This window comes from Lentzea sokolovensis, assembly GCF_033949975.1.
GTDB lineage: Bacteria > Actinomycetota > Actinomycetes > Mycobacteriales > Pseudonocardiaceae > Lentzea > Lentzea sokolovensis.
On sequence record NZ_JAXAVU010000012.1, the window covers coordinates 52,575 to 77,954 of the forward strand.

General features: G+C 68.6%; 23 protein-coding genes. 14 read left to right on the forward strand and 9 right to left on the reverse strand.

Annotation, left to right across the window (positions count from 1 at the left end; translation table 11 throughout):
- Window positions 1–52: 52 nt before the first annotated feature.
- The 5 genes from SK854_RS28805 to SK854_RS28825 all read left to right on the forward strand — a co-directional run bounded on the left by SK854_RS28805 (window position 53) and on the right by SK854_RS28825 (window position 4,880).
- Entirely contained in the window at window positions 53–841 is a 789-nt protein-coding gene (locus SK854_RS28805; protein WP_319978253.1) for an IclR family transcriptional regulator, read from the forward strand.
- A 41-nt stretch (window positions 842–882) separates the two neighbouring features.
- A complete protein-coding gene (locus SK854_RS28810) occupies window positions 883–1,710 on the forward strand; it encodes an NAD-dependent epimerase/dehydratase family protein (protein ID WP_319978254.1) in 828 nt (275 codons plus the stop codon).
- A complete protein-coding gene (locus SK854_RS28815) occupies window positions 1,707–3,212 on the forward strand; it encodes an aldehyde dehydrogenase (NADP(+)) (protein WP_319978255.1) in 1,506 nt (501 codons plus the stop codon). Before SK854_RS28810 ends, SK854_RS28815 begins: the two co-directional genes overlap by 4 nt.
- A 69-nt stretch (window positions 3,213–3,281) precedes the next feature.
- Window positions 3,282–3,863, forward strand: a complete 582-nt coding sequence (locus SK854_RS28820; RefSeq protein ID WP_319978256.1) for a class I SAM-dependent methyltransferase — start codon at window positions 3,282–3,284, stop codon at window positions 3,861–3,863.
- Window positions 3,864–4,034: 171 nt separating this feature from the next.
- The gene (locus SK854_RS28825; RefSeq protein WP_319978257.1) at window positions 4,035–4,880 is read left to right on the forward strand and encodes a radical SAM/SPASM domain-containing protein; all 846 of its coding nucleotides are present in this window, start codon (window positions 4,035–4,037) and stop codon (window positions 4,878–4,880) included.
- Here the strand turns inward: SK854_RS28825 and cpt are convergent.
- A complete protein-coding gene (gene cpt / locus SK854_RS28830; protein ID WP_319978258.1) occupies window positions 4,877–5,422 on the reverse strand; it encodes a chloramphenicol phosphotransferase CPT in 546 nt (181 codons plus the stop codon). The genes SK854_RS28825 and cpt overlap by 4 nt on opposite strands.
- A gap of 209 nt (window positions 5,423–5,631) precedes the next feature.
- Window positions 5,632–6,951, reverse strand: coding sequence for an NAD(P)-binding domain-containing protein (locus SK854_RS28835; RefSeq protein WP_319978260.1), 1,320 nt, complete (start codon window positions 6,949–6,951; stop codon window positions 5,632–5,634).
- 97 nt (window positions 6,952–7,048) lie between these two features.
- Here SK854_RS28835 and SK854_RS28840 point away from each other — a divergent pair, with 97 nt between their 5' ends.
- The 6 genes from SK854_RS28840 (at window position 7,049) to SK854_RS28865 (ending at window position 12,032) form a co-directional block, all read left to right on the forward strand.
- Window positions 7,049–8,014, forward strand: a complete 966-nt coding sequence (locus tag SK854_RS28840; RefSeq protein WP_319978261.1) for an ATP-binding cassette domain-containing protein — start codon at window positions 7,049–7,051, stop codon at window positions 8,012–8,014.
- Complete coding sequence (locus SK854_RS28845; RefSeq protein WP_319978262.1) at window positions 8,011–8,811, forward strand: ABC transporter permease; 801 nt, start codon at window positions 8,011–8,013, stop codon at window positions 8,809–8,811. The genes SK854_RS28840 and SK854_RS28845 overlap by 4 nt, the downstream gene beginning before the upstream one ends.
- A gap of 48 nt (window positions 8,812–8,859) precedes the next feature.
- Entirely contained in the window at window positions 8,860–9,531 is a 672-nt protein-coding gene (locus SK854_RS28850) for a hypothetical protein (protein ID WP_319978263.1), read from the forward strand.
- A gap of 10 nt (window positions 9,532–9,541) precedes the next feature.
- The gene (locus SK854_RS28855; protein WP_319978264.1) at window positions 9,542–10,720 is read left to right on the forward strand and encodes an RtcB family protein; all 1,179 of its coding nucleotides are present in this window, start codon (window positions 9,542–9,544) and stop codon (window positions 10,718–10,720) included.
- A gap of 72 nt (window positions 10,721–10,792) precedes the next feature.
- The gene (locus tag SK854_RS28860; RefSeq protein ID WP_319978265.1) at window positions 10,793–11,377 is read left to right on the forward strand and encodes a hypothetical protein; all 585 of its coding nucleotides are present in this window, start codon (window positions 10,793–10,795) and stop codon (window positions 11,375–11,377) included.
- Entirely contained in the window at window positions 11,370–12,032 is a 663-nt protein-coding gene (locus SK854_RS28865; RefSeq protein ID WP_319978266.1) for a hypothetical protein, read from the forward strand. Before SK854_RS28860 ends, SK854_RS28865 begins: the two co-directional genes overlap by 8 nt.
- A gap of 72 nt (window positions 12,033–12,104) precedes the next feature.
- Here SK854_RS28865 and SK854_RS28870 read toward each other — a convergent pair whose 3' ends face one another.
- The 6 genes from SK854_RS28870 to SK854_RS28895 all read right to left on the reverse strand — a co-directional run bounded on the left by SK854_RS28870 (window position 12,105) and on the right by SK854_RS28895 (window position 21,842).
- The gene (locus SK854_RS28870) at window positions 12,105–12,446 is read right to left on the reverse strand and encodes a hypothetical protein (protein ID WP_093599595.1); all 342 of its coding nucleotides are present in this window, start codon (window positions 12,444–12,446) and stop codon (window positions 12,105–12,107) included.
- 152 nt (window positions 12,447–12,598) lie between these two features.
- A complete protein-coding gene (locus SK854_RS28875; protein ID WP_319978267.1) occupies window positions 12,599–16,150 on the reverse strand; it encodes an ABC transporter substrate-binding protein in 3,552 nt (1,183 codons plus the stop codon).
- A gap of 50 nt (window positions 16,151–16,200) precedes the next feature.
- A complete protein-coding gene (locus SK854_RS28880; protein WP_319978268.1) occupies window positions 16,201–16,968 on the reverse strand; it encodes a GntR family transcriptional regulator in 768 nt (255 codons plus the stop codon).
- A 31-nt stretch (window positions 16,969–16,999) separates the two neighbouring features.
- Entirely contained in the window at window positions 17,000–17,833 is an 834-nt protein-coding gene (locus tag SK854_RS28885) for a glutamate ABC transporter substrate-binding protein (RefSeq protein ID WP_319978269.1), read from the reverse strand.
- 184 nt (window positions 17,834–18,017) lie between these two features.
- Entirely contained in the window at window positions 18,018–20,663 is a 2,646-nt protein-coding gene (locus SK854_RS28890; RefSeq protein WP_319978270.1) for a bifunctional acetate--CoA ligase family protein/GNAT family N-acetyltransferase, read from the reverse strand.
- A gap of 6 nt (window positions 20,664–20,669) precedes the next feature.
- On the reverse strand, window positions 20,670–21,842 hold the full coding sequence (locus tag SK854_RS28895; RefSeq protein WP_319978271.1) for an acetoin utilization protein AcuC: 1,173 nt from the start codon (window positions 21,840–21,842) through the stop codon (window positions 20,670–20,672).
- Between the two features lie 102 nt (window positions 21,843–21,944).
- Here SK854_RS28895 and SK854_RS28900 point away from each other — a divergent pair, with 102 nt between their 5' ends.
- A complete protein-coding gene (locus SK854_RS28900) occupies window positions 21,945–22,547 on the forward strand; it encodes a DUF3558 domain-containing protein (RefSeq protein WP_319978272.1) in 603 nt (200 codons plus the stop codon).
- A gap of 16 nt (window positions 22,548–22,563) precedes the next feature.
- On the opposite strand, the gene SK854_RS28905 is transcribed toward SK854_RS28900, so the two are convergent.
- Entirely contained in the window at window positions 22,564–23,424 is an 861-nt protein-coding gene (locus tag SK854_RS28905; protein WP_319978273.1) for a sulfurtransferase, read from the reverse strand.
- A 78-nt stretch (window positions 23,425–23,502) separates the two neighbouring features.
- Here SK854_RS28905 and SK854_RS28910 point away from each other — a divergent pair, with 78 nt between their 5' ends.
- Both SK854_RS28910 and galK read left to right on the forward strand, forming a co-directional pair.
- Entirely contained in the window at window positions 23,503–24,198 is a 696-nt protein-coding gene (locus SK854_RS28910) for a metal-dependent transcriptional regulator (RefSeq protein ID WP_319978274.1), read from the forward strand.
- A complete protein-coding gene (gene galK, locus SK854_RS28915) occupies window positions 24,195–25,370 on the forward strand; it encodes a galactokinase (RefSeq protein WP_319978275.1) in 1,176 nt (391 codons plus the stop codon). Before SK854_RS28910 ends, galK begins: the two co-directional genes overlap by 4 nt.
- Window positions 25,371–25,380 lie beyond the last annotated feature (10 nt).

Sequence of the window (25,380 nt, forward strand, 5' to 3'; positions counted from 1 at the left end):
GCACAGCAACGTGTCAAGGGAAAGTTTCTTCCCTGTTTCGAGGAGGCTGCAGGTGGCGTCGCCGATCGGCAAGGGCACGGCTCGTCCCGGTGCGGTGAAGTCCGCCGACCGCACGGTGGAGTTGCTTGAGGTGTTGTCCGCGTCGGACCGCAGGCTCACGCTCACGGAGTTGCACCGCGAACTCAGCTATCCCAAGTCCAGCCTCTACATGTTGTTGCAAACGCTGGTGGCGCGCGGGTGGGTCGAGGTCGACGCGGACCGCGGCACCTACGGCATCGGCGTGCGCGCACTGCTCGTCGGTACGTCCTATTTGGACCACGACCCCGTTGTGCGCGCGGCGATCCGCGTGATGGAGCAGGTCCGTCAGGACATCAACGAGACCGTCCACCTTGCCCGTTTGGACGGCGCGGACGTCGTCTACCTGGCGAGTCGCGAGTCCGAGCACCACCTCCGGGTCGTCTCGCGCGTCGGCCGCCGGCTGCCCGCGCACTCGACGTCGCTGGGCAAGGCCGTGCTCTCGACGCGGACGCCGGAGGAGGTCGACCTGATCCTTCCGGCCGAGCTGGCACCGCTGACGCCGAACACCGTGATCGATCGGGCGGCGCTGCACGAGCAGCTCGCCGGGTTCCGGAACGTCGGCTACGCGCACGAACGCGAGGAGAACACGCCCGGGCTGGGCTGTTTCGCGGTGGCGTTGCCTTACCGAAATCCCGTTCTGGACGCTATGAGTTGTTCGGTTCCTCTGGGCAGACTGGACCCCGAGCACGAGCGGCAGGTCATCTCCGCTCTGCTCGACGCCGCCCGGCAGATCACCGAACTCCTCCGCCAGTTCGGTCGCTGAGCTTTGCCGACACACCTGAACAAGACGGAGGGCTCCAACCCGTGACCGCACGCATCCTGATCACCGGCGCCGGTGGCGGGGTGGGCACGCTCATGCGTACCCGCCTCGCGGCGGAGGGCCGTGTCCTGCGGCTGCTGGACATCGCGGAGCTTCCCGCGGCCGCCGACGGCGAGAACGTCGAACTCGTCGAGGCGTCGGTGACCGACATGGCCGCGATGGAAGCGGCGCTGAAGGACGTCGACGCGGTGATCCACCTCGGTGGCCACAGCCTCGAGGAGCCGTGGGAGAAGATCCTCAGCGTCAACATCGACGGCACGCACACGCTGCTGGAAGCCGCGCGCCGCCAGGGAGTTCGCCGGGTGATCCTGGCCAGCTCGAACCACGCGGTCGGCTACGTCGAACGCGCCGACGGCGAGGCCGGCGACTACGCGTTCCCGCGTCCGGACACCTACTACGGCGTGTCCAAGGTGGCGCTGGAGGCGTTGGGATCGCTTTATGCCGACCGCTATGGCATGGACGTGATCGCGATCCGCATCGGTTCCTGCTTCGAGAAGCCGCGCGACGTGCGGATGCTGTCGACGTGGATGTCGCCGGACGACGGCGCGCGCCTGTTCGAGGCGGCACTCTCCTTCCCCTCCCCCGGTTTCCGGATCGTGTGGGGCGTGTCGGACAACAAGCGCGGCTGGTTCTCGCTCGACGAGGCCCGCGCTCTGGGCTACGAGCCCCAGGACGACTCCGAGGAGTACGCGGCCGCGGTGCTGGAGCAGCACGGCGGTGAGCTCGATCCCTCGTCGTACGCGGCGAGGTACGTGGGCGGGGCCTGGTGTGGCCCCGATTTCGACACGGCAGTCAAGGAGGCAGGGCGTTGAGCCACGTCGTTCAGGGATACAACCCGCGCACCGGTGAGCCGTTCGGCGAGCCGGTTGCGAAGACCCCCGACAGCGAGGTGGACCGGATCGCTTCCGCCGCGGCCACCGCGTTCTCGGCGTGGTCGGTCGCTCCGGCGGCGGATCGCGCCGTGGTGCTGGAGAAGGTCGCGGACGCGCTGGACGCCGAGTCGTCGTTGCTCGTCGAGACGGCGGACGGCGAGACGGCGCTGGGCGTGCCGCGGCTGACGACCGAGCTCAAGCGCACGACGAACCAGCTGCGGTTGTTCGCGGAGGTGCTGCGCGAGGGCAGCTACGTCGAGGCCACTTTGGACACGGCGAACCCGGACATCATCCCGCCGCGCCCGGTGCTGCGGCGCGTGCTCCGTCCTTTGGGGACGGTCGCGGTGTTCTCCGCGTCGAACTTCCCGTTCGCGTTCTCGGTCGCCGGTGGTGACACGGCTTCCGCGCTGGCGTCCGGTTGTTCCGTTGTGGTGAAGGCACATTCGGCGCACCCCTCGACGTCGCGCGAGACCGCGCGGGTCGTCGTGGACGCTCTTCGCGAAGCCGGTGCGCCCGAGGGTGTGTTCGGCATCGTGTACGGCACCGAGTCGGGTGTCGCGCTGGTGAAGCATCCTGCGGTGCGCGCGGTCGGTTTCACCGGCTCGACCGGTGGCGGGCGGGCGCTGTTCGACCTGGCGCAGGGCCGGCCGGACCCCATCCCGTTCTACGGCGAACTGGGCAGCGTCAACCCGACGGTGATCCTGCCGGGCGCGGCCGGGCGCGAGGACATCGCCGCCGGATTCGCGGCGTCGCTGACGATGGGCGTCGGCCAGTTCTGCACGAACCCCGGTCTGGTCTTCACGCCCGAGGCGCTGGTGCCCGCGCTGGGTGAGGCCGTCGCGGCGACGGCCGGTGGCGCGATGCTGAACGAGCGGATGTGCGACTCCTACACGGCGTCGACGGACGCCCTGGCCGCGTCGGACCTGGTCACCGTCGTGTCCGCGGGCACGCGCCCGGACGAGGCGTGGGCCGTGGCTCCACGCCTGTTCAGCGTGCCTGTGTCGGTGTTCGAGGAGAACCTCGAGAAGCTCACCGAGGAGCACTTCGGCCCGGCCGCCCTGGCCGTGACCTACTCCGATCCCGCCGAACTGCGCTCGGTGCTGGCGAAGCTGCCGGGCACGCTGACCGGCACCGTGCACGCGGAGGAGTCGGACCACGCGGAGGCCGGTGAGATCGCCGAGGTCCTGCGGCACGTCGCGGGTCGCATCATCTTCAACGCGTGGCCGACCGGTGTCGCGGTGGCGTGGGGTCAGCACCACGGTGGTCCGTGGCCGTCGACGACGAACCCGCTGCACACGTCGGTGGGCGCCACGTCGATTCGCCGCTGGATCGCGCCGGTGACGTACCAGTCGTGGCCGGACGCGTTGCTGCCGGCCGAGTTGCAGGACGCGAACCCGCTCGGCATTCCGCGCCGGATCGACGGAGTGCTCGGCGTGCACTGAAAGGTCGTTCTATGAGCGGGGCCGCTGACTTCATGTCGGCGGCCCCGTTTTTCGTTGGGAGGACATGGGATGGTCGGTCGTCGGGCCTACAACTTCATGTACCGGACCTGGGCGCCGTGGGAGGGCGGGCCCCGTGCCGAACTGGTCGAACTGGTGACGTCAGGCCGGATCTCTCCCGGCCGCGCGATCGATCTCGGCTGTGGCAGCGGAGCGAACTCGATCTTCCTGGCGGAGCACGGCTTCGACGTGACGGGCGTGGACTTCTCCCCCGTCGGACTGGAGAAGGCCCGGCGCGCGACGCCGCCGTCGTTGTCGGTCGAATGGCTGCCAGGGGACCTGACGGCCACCTCGATCCCCGGCGTCTCCGGGACGTTCGACCTGCTCGTCGACTACGGCGTGCTGGACGACCTGGGCGGGCCGGCCCAGGAGGCGATGGCGGCGACCGTGCTGCAGCTGTCGCACCCCGGTTCGATGTTCGTCATGTGGTGCTTCTACGACGAGATCCCGTGGTGGAAGCGTCGCGGAGCCCGGTTCCCCGGTCTTGCCGTGGGTGACGAGCAGCGGCTGTTCGGGGCGTCGTTCGACATCGAGAGGCTGCCGGAGCCCGCTTCCGGGAGCGGTTTCGCCTGCTTCCTAATGAGACGCTCCTGATCGGGATTGATTAGTCGGTTAATACCAATACGGCGAGGCGCACGCCGTATTCGTGTTGGTGACATGTCACCACACCAACAGCAGACCGATGTTTAAATGAATTCGACAGCTCCTTTCGCGGCCCGCCGGGGCAAGATGGTTATCGCACGGCGTCGTCCAGGGGAGCGGGACATGACCGACCTGCGTTTCGCATGGCTTGAGATCACCGGCAAATGTCAGCTGAGCTGCACGCACTGCTACGCGGAGTCCGGACCGCGCGGCGACGAGGGCGTCCTCAGAACTCGTGATTGGTTCCGGACCATCGATGACGTCGCCGAACTCGGCGCGCACTCGATTCAGTTCATCGGCGGAGAGCCGACATTGCATCCCGATTTACCGGAGTTCGTCGACCGCGCGCTCACCGCCGGACTCGAGGTCGAGGTGTTCAGCAATCTCGTGCACATCAGCCCACGCCTGTGGGACACCTTCTCCCGTCCCGGCGTGCGCCTCGCGACGAGCTACTACTCCGACACGGCGTCCCAGCACGAGGCGATCACCCGCCGCCGTGGCAGCCACGCCCGCACCCGCGCGAACATCGCCGAGGCTTTGCGCCGGGACATCCCGCTGCGCGCCGGCGTCATCGATGTCAGCTCGTCCGAGCGCATCGGCCTCCAGCGCACCCGCGCCGCCCAAGCCGACCTTTCGTCGCTGGGCGTCTCAAAGGTCGGCATCGACCGGCTGCGCCGCATCGGGCGCGGCGCAAACGCTTCACCGGGTTCTGACCAGCCCAGTTCTGACCAGCCCAGTTCTGACCAGCTCTGTGGCCGCTGCGGCCACGGCGCCGTCGCCATCTCACCGTCCGGCGACGTGTGGCCGTGCGTGTTCGCCCGCCGAATCCAGCTGGGCAATATATTGGATACTGACCTGGCGACGATCCTGTCGACCGCCCAGCTGACCCCGTCGATCACCGCCGGCCCGTCGTGCTGGCCTCAGGGCGGCGGCTCCTGTGCCCCGAACGACGACCCACCTCGTCCCTAGACGTTCCCGAGCCGCGCGGCGATCACCCTCGCGCACTCGACCGCCTCGGCGTTCGCGGTGTCGACCTCGACGTCGTAGCTCATCCCGCGATGCACAAGTTCAGCCTGCGCCTCGGCCATCCCGGCAACCCGATCACCACGAGCAAGCTCGCGCCCGGCGGCGACAGCGGCGTCACACCGCACCCCGACCCACACAACGTCGAGCCCGTCCAGCGCCTTCTCCCACCGCCGCCGCGACTCGGTCCCACCGAGGAACACGTCGTCCACGATCACCCGCGCCCCCGCGCGCACCATCGCCGCGACGCCGTGCATCCACGCGTCCTCCAGCAACCGGAACTCGGCCCCGACGCTGACCTCACCGTCGCCCGCGAACCCGATCCCCTCCGACCCGAGCCGCAACCGCGCGGGCATCACGTCGATCAACGTGTCGACCCCGATCGCCAGCCACGCCTCCGGCAACACCGCCTGCAGGCACCGCGCGACCCCCGACTTGCCGGAGCTGGACCCACCGTTGAGAACGATCACCTGAGCACTCGACGACACGCTCCGACCGTACCCACGCCGCCCAGCGCCCACCCCTCCTGTACAGCCCTCGAACCCTTCGCAGCTCACAGCCCGCCCGCCACCTGATATATCGCTCCTCGCCCCACGCCGGATGCAAAAAACGTTTGCGGACGAAGTCAAAAGACTCATTGCAAAGGTCGACATCGAGGGCGGCGACGTGGGGCAGCGGCGCAGGGCAGGGCGGCGAGTCAGCGGCGAGCGGCGCCGGCCCGCCGTTCCTCCTGCAGCTCCCGCTGGTACCCGAGGAAGTCGACCTCCAGCGTGTGCCGCTTCGACTTCACGTACCGGCGCCGCAGCGTCTCCCGGTAGGAGGTGATCTCCGCCTTCATCTCCGGCACCGACGGCAGCGTCCCGCGCCCCGAGATCAGGTCGGCGATCCACTCGGACTGCGCCTCCGCCAGCGGCATGATCGCGCCCAGCGGCTGGATCAGCCCGAGGAAGTAGAGCCCGGGATGCGCCGGATCCACGACTCGCCGGTACAGCGACACCTCGTTGTCCGAGGACGACACGGCGGGGAACTCGGCAGAGGAGAGGAACGGGAAGTCGACCTTGTACCCGGTGCAGTAGACGATCACGTCGACGTCCTCGCGGGATCCGTCCGCGAACACGACCCCGGACCCGTCCAGCCGCGTCAGGTTCGGCTTCACCGTGATGTCGCCGTGCCCGAGCCGGGTCAGCAGGTCGTCGGACACCGTCGGGTGCGCGGCGAGGATGCCGTGCGACGGTTCGGGCAGGCCGTAGTCGGAGAGTTTGCCGCGCGCCAGCCGCAGCATTGCCCGCACGGACAGCGCTTGCAGCCAGGCGGGCGCGAAACGGGCGAGCGGTGAGGTCGTCAGGTGATCGGTCGGCATGCCGAAGAGGTACTTGGGCATGATGTGCGCGCCTCGGCGCATTGCCAGAAACGTTCGCGCGGAGACGCGTGAGGTCTCGACCGCGATGTCACAGGCGGAATTGCCGATGCCGAGAACCAGCACCTTCTTGTCCGCGAATCGTTCGGGCGTCTTGTAGAAGTGCGCGTGCATCTGTTCGCCGTCGAACGAGCCGGGAAACGCGGGCTCGGGCATCCGCGGCGACCAGTGGTGCCCGTTCGCGACGATTACTGAACTATAGACACCCGAAATCTCCTCGCCGGTGTCGCGATCGCGCGTGGTGACGGAATAGCCACCGGGCGCGACGGAAACCGAGGTGACCTCGGTCCGGAAGCGGATGCGGTCGCGGAACCCGTGGTGCTTCACGAAGTCGTCGAAGTACTCGGCGATCTGGAAGTGCGACGGATAGGCGGGCAGACGCGCGGGCATCGGGAAGGACTTGAACTCCATCATCTGCCGCGAGGTGTTGATGTGGAGGGACCGGTAGGCCGACGACATGCCGTTGTCGTTGAGGTAGCGCCAGTTGCCGCCGATCTCCGACCCGGTCTCGAAGCAGTCGAACTCGATGCCGCGGGCACCGAGCACCTGACATGCGGCGATGCCGGACGAGCCCGCACCGATGACGCACACGCGTTCCATGACTCTGAAGTATTTTCACGTTCAAAGCGGCTGTCAATCACCTGGACACGGTCATAAATCGGACGAGATTGTCAGACCTCAGCGCCATGATGCCCCCATGACAGACGCGATCGTGGCCGAAGGCCTGGTCAAACGCTACGGATCGGTCGTCGCGCTCGACGGCCTGGACCTCACCGTGCCCGAAGGCACCATCACGGGTCTGCTGGGTCCCAACGGCGCCGGCAAGACGACGGCGGTGCGGGTGTTCACCACACTGCTCGAGGCCGACGAGGGATCAGCGCGCGTCGCCGGGCTCGACGTGCGCAGGCAGGCCGGCGAGCTGCGCACGAAGATCGGGCTCTCCGGCCAGTACGCGGCCGTCGACGACAACCTCACCGGGTTCGAGAACCTCGACATGGTCGGCCGTCTGTACCACCTCGGCCGAGCCAGAAGCCGGGAACGAGCCCGCGAACTGCTCGCCCGCTTCGATCTCGAGGACGCCGCCGACCGACCGGTGAAGGGCTACTCCGGCGGCATGCGGCGCAGGCTCGACCTCGCGGGCGCGCTGGTCGCGAAGCCGACCGTGCTGTTCCTCGACGAACCGACCACAGGCCTCGACCCGCGTTCCCGGCTGGGCATGTGGGACGTGATCGAGGAACTGGTCAAAGGCGGCACGACCCTGCTGCTCACCACCCAGTACCTCGAAGAGGCGGACCGGCTCGCCGACCAGATCGCCGTGATCGACCACGGCAAGGTGATCGCCGAGGGCACCGCGGACCAGCTCAAGGACCAGGTCGGCGGCGAACGCCTCGAACTGTCCGTCGCCACGTCCGCCGAACTCGGCAGCGCCGCCACCACATTGGCAGGTCTCGCCGTCGGCCAGATCGAGTCCGACGACCGCCAGAACCACCTCACCGTGCCGGTCACGGGCGGGTCCTCGGTGTTGATGGAGGCGATCCGGCGCCTGGACGCCGAGTCGGTGAAGGTCCTCGACATCGGGTTGCGCAGGCCGACGCTCGACGACGTGTTCCTCGCCCTGACCGGTCACGTCGCGGACGACTCAGTGCGGGAGGAACAGAAGTGAAGCTGCTGCAGGCGCTCGCGGACGGCGGGGTCGTCGCCAAGCGCAACCTGATCAAGATCAAACGCGTGCCGGACCTGCTGGTGTTCTCCACCGCGGCACCGATCATGTTCGTGCTGCTGTTCGCCTACGTGTTCGGCGGCTCGATCCAGATCCCCGGCATGGACTACCGCGAGTTCCTGATGGCCGGCATCTTCGCGCAGACCGTGTTGTTCGGCGCCACCATCACCGGCAGCGGCCTCGCCGAGGACATGACCAAGGGCATCATCGACAGGTTCCGCTCGCTGCCGATGGCTCGCTCGGCCGTCCTGGTCGGCCGCACCACGTCCGACCTGGTCAACAACGCGCTGGTCATCGTCATCATGATGATCACCGGCCTGATCGTCGGCTGGCGCATCCACTCGTCGCCACTGGAGGCCCTCGCCGCGGTCGGGATCCTGCTGCTGTTCGCCTACGCGTTCTCGTGGGCGATGGCGTGGATCGGGCTGCTGGTGCGCAGTCCCGAGGTGTTCAACAACGCCAGCTTCATCTTCATCTTCCCGATCACCTACATCGCGAACACGTTCGTGCAGTCGGAGAACCTGCCCGCGGGCCTGCGTCACGTCGCCGAGTGGAACCCGGTCTCGGCGGTCACGCTGGCCGCCCGCGAACTGTTCGGCAACACCTCTCCCCTGCAGACTCCACCGGACGTGTGGCCGCTGCAGCACCCGGTGCTCGCGTCGCTCGGCTGGGTGGTGGTCTTCCTGCTGATCTTCGTTCCGCTGGCCAACCACCAGTACAAACGCGCCGTAGCCCGCTGAGTGGAACGGGGTGTACCGAACCGCGTCACGCCCAATACGTTGTGCCCCATGCGAAATCTTCTCGTGGCAGTCACGTCGGTACTGGCGTTCGCGGTCTCCACCGGCACGGCGGCGGGCGCGCCGCTGCCGTGCCCGGAGATCTTCGCGACGAACAACACCGCGATCATCACCGACCCCGCCGACCCGCGACTGCAGGACAGACTGGTGCGGTTCGACCGCGAGGTCCGCGCGATCGTGCACGCGAACGGCGGCCGCACGACCCGTTCGACGCTGCTCGACGGCGTGTTCTGGTCGAGTGACCAGCAGCAGACCACGTTCGAACGCTCCCGCAAGTTCGACGTCACCCTCGACGAGGAAAGCCTGCGCCACACCGCGTCCACGATCAGCAAGCAGTTCCGGCAGGAGTCGGTGCTCACGTTCCGCTTCCTGCTCGCGAACTCGCCGAAGGTCGACGCCGTCCAGGTCGAGGTCGACGGCATCACCGCGAAGCAGGTCCGCGACGGTCTGCTCAAGGACGCGGTCGCACGCGAGAAGCTCGGCGGCGGCAGCGTCACGTTGCAGAACAAGGCGATCCTCATCGCGGACATCAACGACCTGCCGACCGTGCGGGCGTTCGTCACGAACATCGGTGGCGACCTCCGCAAGGCCAAGGTGCGCAAGGGCACGTGGGAGTTCGTGAGCGCGGAAACTCTTTTGTGGAACGGGCAAAGCGCCGCCTAACCTCGTGGGCATGGCAGCAACCCTGGTCCGCGGCCAGAACGTGGACATTCGCATGTGGACTCGACCGGACGAGGTCGAGGAGTTCGCCATGCGGCAGCTGCAGAACATCTCCTCGCTGCCGTGGGCGTTCAAGCACATCGCGGTCATGCCCGACGTGCACTACGGCAAGGGCGCCACGGTGGGTTCGGTGATCGCGTTGCGCGACGCCGTCTCCCCCGCGGCCGTCGGCGTGGACATCGGCTGCGGCATGACCGCCGTGCGCACCTCGCTCACGGCCAGTGACCTGCCGGAGACACTGCGCGGCCTGCGGTCCCGCATGGAGGCCGTGGTCCCCGTCGGTTTCGGTCAGCACAAGGCGACCGCGTTCACCGAGAGGGACGCGTCCGACTGGGGCACGTTCTGGAGGAAGTTCGACGACCTCACGCCCGTCGTGAAGGCGCGCGCCGACAAGGCGCTGCACCAGATGGGCACGCTCGGGGGCGGCAACCACTTCCTGGAGGTCTGCCTGGACGGCGACCAGCGGGTGTGGGTCATGCTGCACTCCGGGTCGCGTGGGATCGGCAACGAACTGGCGCAGCACCACATCGCGGTGGCGCGCACGCTCGCGCACAACGCCGAGCTGCCGGACCCGGACCTCGCCGTGTTCCTCTCGGGCACGCCCGAGATGGCGGCGTACCGGCACGACCTGTACTGGGCGCAGGACTACGCGCGACGCAACCGCGCGGTCATGCTGCGCCTGGTCTGCGACGTGCTGCGCGGCGAGTTCCCGCAGATCGTCTTCGAGGAGCCGATCTCGGCGCACCACAACTACGTGTCGGAGGAGAACCACTTCGGCGAGGACGTTCTGGTGACGCGCAAGGGTGCGATCCGCGCCGGACGTGGTGAGCTGGGCATCATCCCGGGATCCATGGGCACCGGTTCGTACATCGTGCGCGGGCTCGGGAACCCCGACTCGTTCGAGTCGGCGTCGCACGGCGCCGGCCGCAGGATGTCGCGCAACAAGGCCCGCAAGACGTTCACGACGAAGGATCTCGCCGACCAGACAAGTGGTGTCGAGTGCCGCAAGGACTCCGGCGTGGTGGACGAGATTCCGGGCGCGTACAAGGACATCGACACCGTCATGGCGAACCAGTCCGACCTGGTCGAGGTGGTCGCCAAGCTCAAGCAGGTGGTTTGTATCAAGGGTTGATGTTTCCCTTGTGGGTGAACGGGAAGCCTCCAGGACAGCAGAGTCTTTCTTGCCTGTCTTGGAGGTTTTTCCATGTCAACGGGCGCCATCATCGGCCTGGTGGTCGCGGTTCTAGTGGTGCTGGCGGTCCTCGCGTTCGTGCTGAGGCCCGCTATGCAGCGCAAGAAGCTGCGTGACCGCTTCGGCCCTGAATACGACCGCGCGGTCACGGACAGCGACAGCAGAACGGCCGCGGAGAAGGAACTCGCGGAGCGGGAGCACCGCCACAGCGAGTTCGACCTGAAGTCGCTTTCCCAGACGGCACAGGAGAGTTACCGCCGGCACTGGGCGAACGTGCAGACGAAGTTCGTCGACTCGCCGGAGAGTGCGATCGCGGACGCCGACCGGCTCGTGACCGATCTGATGTCCGAGCGCGGGTACCCCACCGAGGGTTACGAGGCGCAGCTGAGCGTTCTGTCCGTCGAGCACGCGCGGACCTTGGAGCACTACCGCAAGGCGCACGACATTTCCGAGCGCCACGAGCTCGGCGAAACGAGCACCGAGGACCTGCGCACGGCGATGGTCCACTACCGCGAACTCTTCACGGATCTGCTCGAACACGGCGCCGAGCCGCGCAAGGACAGGGAAACCGTGCGGAAGGAGAAGACTGATGTCTGAGGCACCGACTCACGCCGCTGGGGTTCCCACTCCGGCTCGTCCGCAGCAGGGTGACCGCACCCCGCAGCAGACGCAGCGCACCGACGCGGAACGGACTGACGCGCAACGCACCGAGGCCCAGCGCACCGACGCGAACCGGACCGACGCGAGCCGGACCGACGCTCAGCGCACTGACACTCAGCGCACCGACGCGAATCGGACCGACGCGAATCGGACCGACGCGCAGCGCACCGAGGCCCAGCGGGCCGACGTGAACCGGACGGACCCGAGCCGGACTGACGCGAAGACCGAGGCTCAGCGGACCGAGCACCAGCGCACGGAAGCGCAGCGCACCGAGCACGAGCGCGGCGAGCAGAACCGCACCGACCGGCAGCCCACCGGGTCGCAGCGCGCCGACCAGCCGCGCACCGACCAGAAGCTGTCCAGCAAGCTCGAGGACGAGTGGCAGTCGGTGCAGTACGAGTTCGTCGACGACCCGAAGGCCGCCGTTCGCAAGGCCGACGACCTCGTGACCCGCGCCCTCGAGGAACTGAACACGCGCCACCGCTCCCTCACCAAGCAGCTCGAGGGAAACGGTGATCCACAGACCGAGGACCTGCGACTGGCTCTCCACCGCTATCGGGAATTGTTCAAGTCGCTGGTCGCCGTCAAATAAGTGCTGGAAGCCCCGGCGCCGTGGCCGTAACAGGTGGCGGCGCCGGCAGGCATGTCCGGACCTCTTCCAGCCTCAGCTGGGCAGTTCGCGGATCTCCATCTCGAGCACGTCGATCTCGTCGCTGATCGCCTCGTCGAGCATGTCGTCCAGCAGCTTGCGGCACTCCGCCGATCCGCAACGGGGAAGTCCCGCGCCGAACCTCGGCACCTGCTCCCACCACACCGCCGGGTTGTTCCAGAACGACCCGGAACCCTGGTCGACACCTTCGAGGCAACGCAGCCTCTGGTCACTCGCCGGAAGGGCTCGCACGAACTCGATGAACAACGCGAGTGCGTCGGGATTGCTCACCGGGACCGCGCCGTAGCCGCGCAGGCAATCCTCGAGTTCTGCGAGGAACTCCGCCTTGAAGGACACGGCACACCCCGCTCCTCCGCACCGTTGCGGACGCCTGAAGTTCGTAGCGTCAACAGTACCTCCGCGACTTGAGCGGGAAACGAGTGCGAACGGGCGGTATCTTTCCTGCACCCGCACGGGGTGCGGTGACCCGCAGTCACTTCACCTGATGGTCACGTTCCTTCGTGCGACACGTAGCGGGAAACGAGGAAACCGTTGTCCAGCTTGACGATCTGGCCCACGACCAGCTTGTCGGCCGGGTCGGCGCCGGATGTGCCGCTCGCACCGGTCCGGTCGAATGTCAGCCTCCCGGACGCGCCCGGGAAGTCACGCAAAGTGCGCAGCCTTTCGTAGAGGTCTTCTCGTGACGCACCAACGGACGTCTGCCGCGCGACAACGCTGACGGCGTCATAAGCGAGCAGGACGTGTCCGTTGGGGCCCGAAAGGAATGCCCTTCTGGCGTGTTTCTTCTGGGCGGCCTCGTACGTGGTGAAGAACTGTTGCGTCGGTTGGGGAATCGGCTCGCGGCCCGGCGTCCACGCGAACGTCGTGAAGTAGAGCCGGCCGTCGGCGAATCGTTTGACGTCTTCCAGATCCGTGAAGTTCGTCGTCTCCAGCTGGGTCAGGTCGTCGCCGCCGAACACCACCGGGTCGGTGCAGTTGCTGTGGCTGAGTTCGGTCAGGAGCCCGCCGACCTCCGCGGTGCGGCCCGTGTAGAGGATGAGCGGGTTCGGAGCCTTCTCGCAGATGTCCGTCACCACCTGCCCCAGCTGGGTGGTGACCGCGTTGGCCGTCTCGTCGTAGTCGTGGCGTTCGGGCTTGAGCACAGCTTCGAACTTCTCGGCGAGATCCGAGCTGTACTCGTCTCCCGGGCTGCGCACGAGATGCAACGGGCGACCGCGCAGCGCTTCGGTGCGTTCGATGATGCGGGCGGCGACCTGCGCCTGACGGTCGTTGGCCGGCGCGACGCGGAAGAAGTACGGCTTCTGGCTGAAGTTCGTCGACGACAACGAAGACCCGACCATCGGGATGCCGGTCGGCTGTTCCTTCGACGGGGCCAGCACGGCGAGCGCCGACTGGGTGGTCTCGCGGCTCTGCCCGAGACCCGTCACGGCGATCACCGACGAGTCCCGCGCGGCGTAGTCGCGGATCTGCTTCGCGACGTTCTCCGCGTACTTGGACTCGCCTCCGAAGTTCGCGAGAACCAGGCGCACCAAAGGATTGCGTCCGAGTCCGTCGAGCTGGTTCCAGTCGCGCTGGGCGAGGTAGGCGCCGCGCAGTTCGTTCACGCCCGCGGACAGGTCCCGCTTCACGCGTTCGCTGGAACTGAGCATGGTGGCGACGACGATCGTGACGACGCTGCGGTCCTTCACCTTGGTGGCGCGGTCGTTCTCCTCCGCGATAAGCGTCGCGAGCTCCTCCACTTCGGCGTCGTCGTTGTTCTGCGCGGCCGGGTCGCCGTACGCGAACCTGCCCGGCTTCTCACTCAAGCCAACACATTGCACTCCATCCATTTTGGACATGCGCGTGCGTTCACCTCTGAGGTCCGCGACGAGCTCGGCGGGTTCGAGAACGCCGTAACGCAAGCAGTTGGTGCTGTTCTGGAGGTAGAAAGCCGCGCCGTACAAAGCGAGCAGCACGACGACGAGATAGACGGTCACGCGGCGCACCGAGTTGCGACCCGGCCAGCGCCGCGGATACGGGAACCTGCCGACCGTGGACGGGCGCGGCAACGACACCGGCGGCGACGCGGGCGTGTTGTGCTCCAGCGCGCGTTTCGCCGTGCGGTAGGCGGTCAGGCGTTCCTCGGCGCCGTCGAGTTCCTGGTGGGTGCGCAGAACCTGGTCGTACATCTCGACGGTCGGGCGGACGGTCCTGCTGCGGGAGCGCAGTTCCCACGTCGCGATGACCGCGTCCTCCAGCAGCCCCGTCTCCGGGCGCACGACGCTGTCGTAGCGGCGATGCAGGTTGCGTTTCGTGCCGGTTCGCAGGCGCTCCCACCACGCGCGCGGCTCTTCGTCGAACTCCGGTTCGCCTTCGCCCGGTGGCATCGGGGCCTCGGCGATGGCGGCGAGCTCGGCGATCCAGCGGTCGCTGCGTTCGTCGACGTGCGGGCGCAGGCGATGCGCGACGAGATGGACTTGGCCGAGCGCGAGTGCGTGGTAGAGCGCGTCCTCGCGTTGCCCGAGGCTGTCGTAGCGGTCCTTCAGCAACCGGTGGACGTTCGCGTGCGAGAACGGCTGGTCCGCGGGAACATCACGGAGCCTGCGTGCGAGAAGGTCGCGCAACAGCGGGTGCAGGACGAAGTTCTCGCCCTCCTGGCCGACGAAGCTGAGCTGTGCCAGCAGAGCGCGCATGTTCTCGGCCGACCACGACGGCGGCAGCAGCGCGCGGATCACGTGCCGGTCGAGCACCCGCGGAGCGGCGAGACGGGCGAAGATCTCGCGCGCCGCCTCGCGTTCGGGCATCTCCTCGGTGCCCGGAATGCGTTGGAAGAAGCGGAGAAGCAGGTAGTCGCCGACGGTGGCGTCCTGGAACGTCGTGGTCTCGTCGACCGGCAGCCGTTCGTCGAAGACCGACCGCACCGACGGCAGCACCTGGTCTCGCGCGAACACGAACTGCACGAGCTGGATGGCGAGCCGCACCGCGAGCGGGTGGCCGTGCGTGACCTCCTGCAACTCCTCCACGAGCGCCTCGGACTCGACCGTGCTGTTGCGGGTGCGGTTCCACTCGGCGAGGAACTGCCGCGTCTGCGCCAGGGTGAAGGGTTCCAGGCGCACCGGCTTGAAGACCGCCGAGTCGTCCAATGCGGGCGCGGACTGCTTGGTGGCGATCACGAGCAGCGGCACGTTCGGTTCCTTCGCGCGGCGCTCGGCGAGCAGGCTCAGGAAGTCGGTCGCCCGCGCGGCGGGCCGCGGCCGTTTCGGGGGCAGGTAGGAGTCGATGCCGTCGAGCAGGTCGGCGCCGTCGAGCAGCAGGAGGCTGTTCATCCTGCGGTAACGGCGAAACCGGTAGGCGGCCGTGATGTCGGCGAGGAAGGCGGCGACGAGCAGGCGGTCGATCTCCAGCGTGTCACCGGAGCGGTGGAGGCTCCACGTGTGCACGAGTGCGGCGTCGAACTTCAGGCGCTGTCCCGATTTCAGTTCCTGGCCGGCGTAGTTCTCGAACCAGCGCAACGCACTCGCGACCCGCGGCCCACCCAGCAGCCAGCGCAACGGCCGCGGCGCGACGACCGCGAGCCCGATGAGCCACAACAGCAACGGCCGCAACACCTTGCCCAGGCCCTGGGCGGGCGGCAGCATCTCGACGACCTCGGCGGCGTCGGCCACCGCGACGAGCCGGGTCATCTGCTTGGCGGCGAGCTCACGGGCGCGGTGGTGCGGATCGTCCGCGGGCTCGGTGTGGAGCGCGAGCCGGGCGAGGTCGTAGCGCGGCAACCGCATGCGGCCGAACTCGGCGTGCCGGTAGGAGCGCAGCTGCTCGGCGGCGACGTCGAGGATGTCCTTGCAGGAACGGGATCCGGCCTTGTCGAGGTCGACCTTCGCCGTCGGCGCGTCGCGGTACCGCCGGCGGACGTGGTCGAGCAACGACGTCTTGCCGCTGCCGCCGGGGCCGAACGCGACGATCACCGGCAGGGGGTGTTTCGCGCGGCGTTCCACGAGGGACTCCACCAACGCGGTGATGTCGTCCCTGCCGACGAGCCCGATCTCCGGTTCCAGCGCCATGATCCTCAGACGCTTCGGAGACCGATCCTGTTCCGTTCCGAATGAACCGGCTAGCGGTCCGCGTGCAGCCTGGCCACGAAGCTGAACCGATCACCGCGGTAGAGCGAGCGGGCGCGTTCGATCGGGTGGCCGTCGACGTCGTAGGAGACGCGGTGCAGCAACAGCATGGGCAGCGCCGGGTTCGTGCCGATCAGCAACGCCTCGCGGGGCGTGGCGAGCACCGTCTCGACGCGTTCCTCGGCCTCGGCGAAACGGACGCCGAGCCGTTCGGTGAGACACGCGTAGAGCGAGCCGGCGGGGTCGAGCTTCTCCAGCAGGTCCGGGAAGCGCCCGAGGCTCAGGTACGTCGACTCGAGGCCGATGCGTTCGTCGTCGGCGAGCAGGACGCGTTCGAGGTGCACGATCGGGTCGCCGGGTTCGAGCATCAGGTCGCGGGCCAGGCCCTCGTCGGCGCCGAGCTCCTCGACCGTGATGACCGTGCGGTTCGGCTCAACGCCCTGACGACGCATGCCCTCGGTGTAGCTGACCAGGGACAACGGCTGGACGAGCTTGGGCGGCGCGACGAACGTGCCGCTGCCCTGCCGGCGGATGAGCTTGCCTTCGAGCACGAGTTCGCTGACGGCCTGCCGCAACGTGACGCGCGAGACGGAGAACCGTTCGGCGAGTTCACGTTCGGAGGGCAGGACGGTGCCTTCGCCGAGGTTCTCGACGAGGTCGAACAGCTCGGCCTTGACCGCGTAGTAGCGCGGGACTCTGCCGTGTTCTGGAATGCCCGCGCGAACGGGTCGATCAGCGCGGTGCGGCGGGACGCGGTTCACGTGGCGTGAGCCTACGTGACGCCCCGTGTGATCAGGGGGCCAGCTTCGGCGGGTCGGGAATCTTGTAGCCGGAAGATCCGATGTTGACCTCGAGCGACTTGCGCCAGGCACCCGTGTCGATCATCTTCTGCATCGCGGCCTGGACCTTCGTCTTGCTGGCGGGGTCGTCGCGGTGCAGGCCGACGCCGTACTCCTCCTTGCTGAACGGGTCGCCGACGACCCGCAGGAGCTCCGGGTTCTGGGCGGCGTAGCCCGCGAGCAGTACGTCGTCGGTGGTGACGGCGTCGACGTTCTCCGCGAGCAGCGCCGTGACGCAGTCGCTGAACTTGGCGTACTCGACCATCTTCACGTCCTTCGCGAACTGGTCGCGGACGTACTCGGCCGAGGTCGAGCCGGCGGTGGAACACAGGCGCAGGGTCGAGTTGAGCGACTTGGGGCCTTCGATGCGGTTCTCGTTCATGCGCACCAGCAGGTCCTGGCCCGCGACGAAGTACGGGCCGACGAAGTCGACGATCTGCTTGCGCTTGTCCGTGATCGAGTAGGTGGAGACGACCATGTCGGCCTCACCGCTGGTCAGCAGCGTCTCCCGGTTGCCGGGCTGCGCTTCCTTCCAGGTGATGTTCTCCTCTTTGACGCCCAGTTCGTTCGCGATGTACTTGGCGACGTCGACGTCGAACCCGCGGTAGCTGCCGTCGAGCCTGCGGATCGACAGTCCCGGCTGGTCGTACGACACGGCGATGACCATGCGGTCGTCCGAACTGACCTTGCTGGCCATACCGGACCCGCCGCCACCCGCGCACGAGGCGAGCAGGAGCACGGCCGCACATGTTGTCGCGACCAGGCGGAGAAGTGCTCTCGGCGTCATTCGTCCCTCTTACAGCGGTCATCCACTACAGCGGTATTCCACGGGCATGCGCCTGCGCACCTGCTTCGGCGCTGCTGGGCGATGCGGGAAACCTAAGCGGCGAACCGACGCATGTCCATACCTCGACACGAATGGAAACAACGGAATCGGTGCGGTAACAGATCAGTCCGGCGTCGCCCAGGAGTCAGCGCAGGCGACGCGGACCGGCGTCGTGCAGGGACGGAGGCGGGCCGATGACGATGCGGGCGCTGCTCACGAAAGCCCCTGCGGCAGAAGCAAGAACGGGTTCGAGCTTCAGGGAACGCACCTCCGGAAGGTCCTCGGCCAGCGCGGCCAAACGGAGTACCAAATCCTGAAGTGCTTTCAGGTCTGCGGGTTCGTCGCCGCGGTAACCAGTGAGCAGAGGCGCTGCTTTCGGTGCGGCAACGAGTTCCGCCGCGTCGGTGTCGGTGAGCGGTACCGCCCGGTAGGCCCGGTCGCCGAGAAGATCACTGACCAGACCCGACAGTCCGAACCAGACCAGCGTGCCGAAGCTCGGGTCGTCCTGCAGGCCCAGGACGCAGCTGACTCCCTTGGGCGCCATGCGTTGCACGTACACGCCCGGTTTGCCGGAGAGTTCGGCGAGGTCCTGGTAGGCCCCGGTGACCGATTCGGCTTGGGCGATGTCGAGTCGGACGCCGACGAGATCCGTGCGGTGGCGCAGGCGTTCGCTGGTGGCCTTCATCGCGACGGGGTAGCCGAGTTCGTCGGCCGCTTGCACGGCTTCCTCGGCGCTGTGGGCGATGCGGAACGGGACGACGTCGATGCCGTAGCACTCCAGCAGTTCGACGGCTTTGCGATCGTCGAGGCGGACTTCGCTCCACGGGTTGTCCACAATGGATCGCGCCTTGTCGGCGTCGATGCCTTCGGGACGCACGAAGTTGCCCTGCGGCGCGGCACGCCAGCGGGCATAGCGGACGGCGCGGGCCAGGGAGAGCACGGCGCGTTCGGGGCTGGCGTAGCTGGGGATCGACCCCTTGCCGGGCATCTTGAGCTCGTCGGGAATGCCCTCGACCGCCAGGAACGTGGAGACGATCGGCTTCGTGCGGTGCGCGGACTCCTTGATCGCACGCGCATAGGCGGCGCCGGGGACCGCGATCGGAGGCACGAACACGACGACGAGCGCGTCGGTGTCGGCGCGGTCCAGGGCCTCCTTGACCGCCTTCGCGAACTCCTCGGGCGTGGCCTGGGCACCGACGTCGATGGGATCGCCCGCGAGTTCGAGGTCCTGGGCGAGCAACGTGTCGGCGGCGAGCAGGCCGATCGCGGTGGAGTTGCCGACGACGGCGACGCGCTTGCCCTTGGGCAGCGGCTGGTGGGCCAGCAGGAGCGCGGTGTCGAACAGCTGGGCCAGCGAGTCGACCCGGATCACGCCGGCCTGCTCGAACAGGGCCTGGACGCTCGACTCGTCGACCTTCGCGGCGGTGGCGGCGAGGCCGGGGACGACGGCGTGCCGGCCGGACTTCACCGCGACGATGGGCTTGGTGCGGCCGAGTCGGCGGGCGAGCCTCGCGAACTTGCGCGGGTTGCCGAACGACTCCAGGTAGAGCAGGACGACGTCGGTGGCGGGGTCGGTCTCCCAGTACTGGAGCAGGTCGTTGCCGGAGACGTCGGCGCGGTTGCCGGCCGAGACGAACGTGGACAGGCCCAGACCCCAGCCGGCGGCGTTGGCGAGGATGGCCGTGCCCAGTGCGCCGGACTGGCAGAAGAAGCCCGCGCGGCCCCGTGCCGGCAGCTTCGGGGCGAGGCTCGCGTTGAGGCGGACCTTGGGGTCGAGGTTGATCACGCCCAGTGCGTTGGGACCGACGACGCGCATGCCGTGCGCTCTCGCCTCCGCCGCGAGCCTGCGTTCGGCCGACAGCCCGTCGGGCCCCGTCTCGCCGTATCCCGAACTGACGACGACGAGCGCCTTCACGCCCTTGGCAAGGCATCCGTCCATGACCTCGTCGACGCTGGCCGCGGGGACGGCGACGACGGCGAGGTCGACGTCGTCGGGAATGTCGAGCACGGTCGGATAGGCCCGCACGCCCCGTACGGCGCGATGCTCGGCGTTGACGGGGTAGACGGGCCCGTTGAAGTCGGCTTCGAGGAGGTTCTTGAGGACCGCGTGCCCGATCTTGGTCGGATCGGTGGACGCGCCGATGACCGCGACGCTGCGAGGGTGCAGCAGGTTGTGCACGCTGCGGGCCTCGGCGGCCTGCTCGCGGGCCCTGGCGACGGCGACGGACTCGTCGGTGGGGTCGATCGCGAACTCCAGGTGCAGCACGCCCTCCTCGAACGCCCTGCTGACCTGGTAGCCGGCGTCGCGGAACACCCGGACCATCTGCCCGTTCTCGGCGAGCACCTCCGCCTCGAACCGCTCCAGCCCGACCTCCCTGGCCGCGGCGGCGAGGTGTTCGAGCAGGATGCTGCCCAGCCCGCGCCCCTGGTGGCCGTCCTCGACGACGAACGCCACCTCGGCGCTGTCTCCCCGATGGCCCTCACCGTGCAGCCGGTCGAACCTCCCGACGGCGACGATGTCGTCGCCCAGGAGCGCGATCAGCGCGACGCGGTCGTGGTGGTCGACAGTGCTGAACCGGTCGAGGTCCCGCTGCGGGATCCGCGGATACGGCCCGAAGTAGCGGAAGTACCGCGTCCGTTCAGACAACCGGCCGTGGAACTCCCGCAGCTTCTCGCCGTCGTCCGGCGTGATCGGACGCAGGTGGACGGTGCCGCCGTCGCTGAGGACGACGTCCGCCTCCCAGCGCCGCGGGAAGTCGAACGGATCTCTGTGCCCGTTTTCGGAGCCCACGTGGCTTCAGTCCCTGGGGTCGTCGGGATCAAGTCCATGCAAGGGGAACACAGCGCGACGGGTCTCGCGGATCGCCTTGTCCACCGGCTCCTCCGCGTCCCCACCCCACGGCTGGTGCCCAGGGTCGCATCCATCCGTCATCGACGCAGGCAAAGGCCACTCGGGTGCGATCCGTGTCGCGTGCGCGATCCAGTCCGCCGGCAACGGCCGGTTCGGGTCGACATCGCGGTCCAGGACCGTGGCCAGCAGGTGCGTCCACGACCGCGGCACCACCCTGAGCAGCTCGTACCCGCCACCTCCGAGCGCGAGCCACTTGTACCCGTGCTCGTTAACCAGGTCCCGGAACGCCTGGTAAATCGCCCGATGCCCGTCAACGCTCAACGACAGATCCGCGAGCGGATCCTCCTTGTGCGTGTCGACACCGCACTGCGTCACGAGCACCTGCGGCCGGAACGCCCGCAACAACGAGGGCACCGTCGCGTGAAACGCCCGCATCCAGCTGCCGTCCCGCGTCCCCGCGGGCAACGGCACGTTGACCGCACTGCCCTCGGCCCCGGCGCCACCGACCTCACCGGCCCACCCGGTACCGGGCCACAGGCTCATCGGATGCTGGTGCAACGAGATCGTCAGCACCCGCGGGTCGTCCCAGAACGCCGTCTGCACCCCGTCCCCGTGATGCACGTCGACATCGACGTAGGCGATGCGTTCCACCCCGCTGCGCAACAGCCACTCGATGGCCACCGCGCAGTCGTTGTAAACGCAGAACCCGGCCGCGCTGTCCGGCATCGCGTGGTGCAACCCACCCGCGATGTTGACCGCCCGATCCACCTCACCCGACGCGATGGCCCGAGCCGCCACCAGCGACCCGCCGACGACCAGCGCCGAAGCCTCGTGCATCCGCTCGAACACGGGATTGTCCGGCGTCCCCAGCCCGTGCCCGACATCCCACCCGGCCGTGGGCGCCGCCTGCACGGCACTCAAATAGCCGGGCTTGTGCACCAGCTCGATCTCTTCGTCGCCGGCCGGCACGGGAACCCTCAGTTCAACGCCGTCCAGCACGCCGAGCGCCGTGGCGAGCCGGACGGTCAGGTCGAGCCGAACCGGATTCAGGGGATGGTCGCCACCGAGGTCGTACCCGAGGAAGGACCTGTCCCAGACAACCGCGGCTGGCTTACCCATGCCCAGCAACCTACAGTCGCATTTTTCCGGCGCCACATTCCGGCGCGCCCTTCTGGCGCACCTGGCCGGAACCGATCGCACCGAACAGGGGTCAGAGGCGACATGCACCTGCGACCAGCGGCCGTCCTCCTCGCACTGGGCCTGACCCTCGCCGCCGTCACAGGCTGCGCCGAACAGGTCAAGGGCTCAGCGGCAGCAGACCCGAACGCGGTCCAGGAACCCGCCGACCCCACCACGACCACGAAGAAACCACCCGCCAGCACCCCGGCCTCCAAGCCGGCGGACCCGACCGCCCCGAAACAGGGCGACGTGAAGATCACCACCAAGAAGAAGGCCGTCGGCCTGGAAACCTGCGGCATCCTGAAAGCGGCGGACATCGAGGCCGCCACCGGCGGCAAGTCCTCGGCGGACGGCGGCTGCATCCACACCACCACCGGCCCGTCCACGGTCATCACCCAGATGGTCACGGTCCCCGAGGTGGCGGACCAGGAAGGCGAGAAGAAGCAGATCGAGATCGGCGGCAACACGGCATGGCAGGTCAGCGCCTCCAAGGAGGACTGCCAGGTCACCGTCATGCTGACCGACGACCCGAACGCCATCACCTCTGCCTTCTCGGTGAGCGTCCTGGCGATCGAGGAACTGGACACCTGCGCCACGGCCCTCAAACTCGCCACCGAGGGCTTCAACCGCATCCCGAGCGCCTAGCCCCCGCCAGGCGACATCAGCCGCTGGTCGCGACCTCCCGGTCCAACGCGCACCAGTTGGACCACGACCCGGCGTACAACGCCGCCGGCTTCTCGGCCGACGTGATCCCCGCGACCTCCAACGCAAGCACCACGGACGAGGCGGTGACGCCCGACCCGCAGTACGCGCCGACAGCCACACCACCCGACACCCCGAGCCCGGCGAACCGCGCGGCCAACTCCTCCCGCCCGAGCCACCGCCCGTCCGCTCCGACATGCCCGGTCGTCGGCGCGTTGAGCGCCCCCGGAACATGCCCGGCCTTGGGATCCACCGGCTCGGTCTCCCCGCGATACCGAGCAGCCGCCCGCGCGTCGAGCAGCACACCTTCCCGAGCGAGCGCCGCGGCCTCGTCCGCGTCCAACACGGGCATCTGCCCAGGCCGCACCACCACATCACCGGCATCACCCTCGGTGTCACCCGTCGGGGCCGCTGGCACGTCCGCGGTCACCGGCAGCCCGGCGGCCTCCCACGCGGCGAACCCGCCGTCCAGCACCGCGACCTCACCGAACCCGGCCCACCGCAGCAGCCACCACACCCGCGCCGCGACCGACCCGTCTCCACCGTCGTATGCCACGACTTGACCACCCTCGCGCACGCCCGCACCGCGCAGCACCTCCTGCAACCGCTCCGGATCCGGCAGCGGATGACGGCCCCCGATCCCGGGCGGAGCGGACAGCTCGGTGTCCAGATCCACGTACACCGCGCCAGGCACGTGGCTGACCTCGTAGTCTTGGCGTCCGGGTGGTCCGCCGAGACGCCACCGGACGTCCAGCACGACGGTGGTCGAACGCGCACTCAGCGCATCGGCGAGGGCCTCAGGAGTGATCAAGGGATGCACGGCTCACATCCTGCACCCGCGCGGACACCTGTGTCCCCCGGCACGACTACCATTGACACCATACGAAGGGGAGCGGGTGTGAACGACCTCATCGACACCACGGAGATGTATCTCCGCACGATCTACGAGCTCGAAGAAGAGGGCGTGGTGCCTCTGCGCGCCCGCATCGCCGAGCGCCTCGGCCAAAGTGGACCGACGGTGAGTCAGACCGTCGGCCGCATGGAACGAGACGGCTTGGTCATCGTGGCGGAGGACCGCCACCTCGAGCTCACCGAGCAGGGCCGCAACCTCGCGATCGCCGTCATGCGCAAGCACCGGCTGGCCGAGCGCCTCCTCGTGGACATCATCGGGCTCGAGTGGGAGCACGTGCACAGCGAGGCATGCCGCTGGGAGCACGTGATGAGCGAGGCGGTCGAGCGCAAGCTCATCAAGCTCCTCGGCAACCCCACCACCTCGCCCTACGGCAACCCGATCCCCGGCCTCGACAAGCTGGGCGACGGCGAGCCCGCCCCGCCCGCCGAGGCGGACCTGCTGCGCGTGGACGAGGTGGCCCGCCGCGGCGGCGGTCGCGTCGAGGTGCGCCGCATCGCCGAGCACGTCCAGCTCGACCCGGACCTCATGGCCGAGTTGAAGGGCGCCGGCGTCGTGCCGGGCGGCACCGTGGAGGTCGAGGCGCTGGGTGGCGCCAAGGTCATCCAGGTGCGCGGCGGCAACGGCACCACGGCAGAGCTCGACCCCGCGGTCGCCCACGCCGTCATGGTGCTCGCCCGGTGACCCAGGCGACGACACCGGCTGAGAAGGCGGCCGAGGCGTTTCAGCGCCTGCACGGACGTGCGCCCGACGGGGTCTGGTCGGCCCCGGGCCGCGTCAACCTCATCGGCGAGCACACCGACTACAACGACGGCTACGTGCTGCCGTTCGCGTTGCCGCACCGCATCGCGGTAGCGGCGTCGCCCCGTGCCGACGGCGTCATGACCGTCAGCACGATGGGCGACGACGGCGGGTTGCAGGAGGCGGACCCGGTCGTGGTCGCCGACCTAGTCCCCGGCACCGTCAAGGGGTGGGCCGCGTACCCCGGTGGCGTCGCCTGGGCCCTGCGCGAGCAGGGGATCGCCGTCACCGGTGGAGCGGATCTCGTCATCGCGGGCGACGTTCCCGCGGGGGCCGGTCTCTCCTCCTCGCACGCTCTGGAATGCGCTGTCGCGCTCGCGTTGCTCGGCCTTGCCGGCGTCGACGCCGAGCGGGCGGACATCGCGCGCTGGGTGCAGCGCTCCGAGAACGACTTCGTGGGTGCGCCAACCGGCATCCTCGATCAGACGGCATCGCTGTGCTGCATCGAAGCGCACGCCCTGTTTTACGACGTGCGCTCCGGCAAGCCTGAGCAGGTCGCGTTCGACGCGGCTGCCAGCGGGCTCGAGGTCCTCGTCATCGACACCCGCGCCAGCCACGCCCTCGTCGACGGCGGCTACGGCGCCCGGCGGGCAGGCTGCGAGCGCGCGGCCGGCATCCTCGGTGTTCCCGCGCTGCGCGATGTCGACATCGCCGAGCTCGACCAGACGCTCGTCCGGCTGCCCGAAGAGCTGCGTCCGCTGGTAAGGCACGTCGTGACCGAGAACGACAGGGTCCTGCGCACCGTCGAACTGCTCCGCAACAGCAGGCTCGCCGACGTCGGTCCCCTCCTCTCGGGCTCGCACGCGAGCCTCCGGGACGACTACCGGGTCTCGTGCCTCGAGCTCGACGTCGCCGTCGACTCCGCGATGGCGGCCGGTGCCCTGGGCGCCCGGATGGTCGGCGGCGGTTTCGGTGGCTCGGCCATCGCCCTCGTGCCTGTCGAACGGCACGACGAGGTCGAGCGGTCCGTGCTCGCCGGCTTCGCCTCGCGCTCGCTCACGCGGCCGAGGCTCTTCACGGCGGTTCCGTCCGCGGGCGCGGGCAGGGACCGGTAGCCAAGAACGA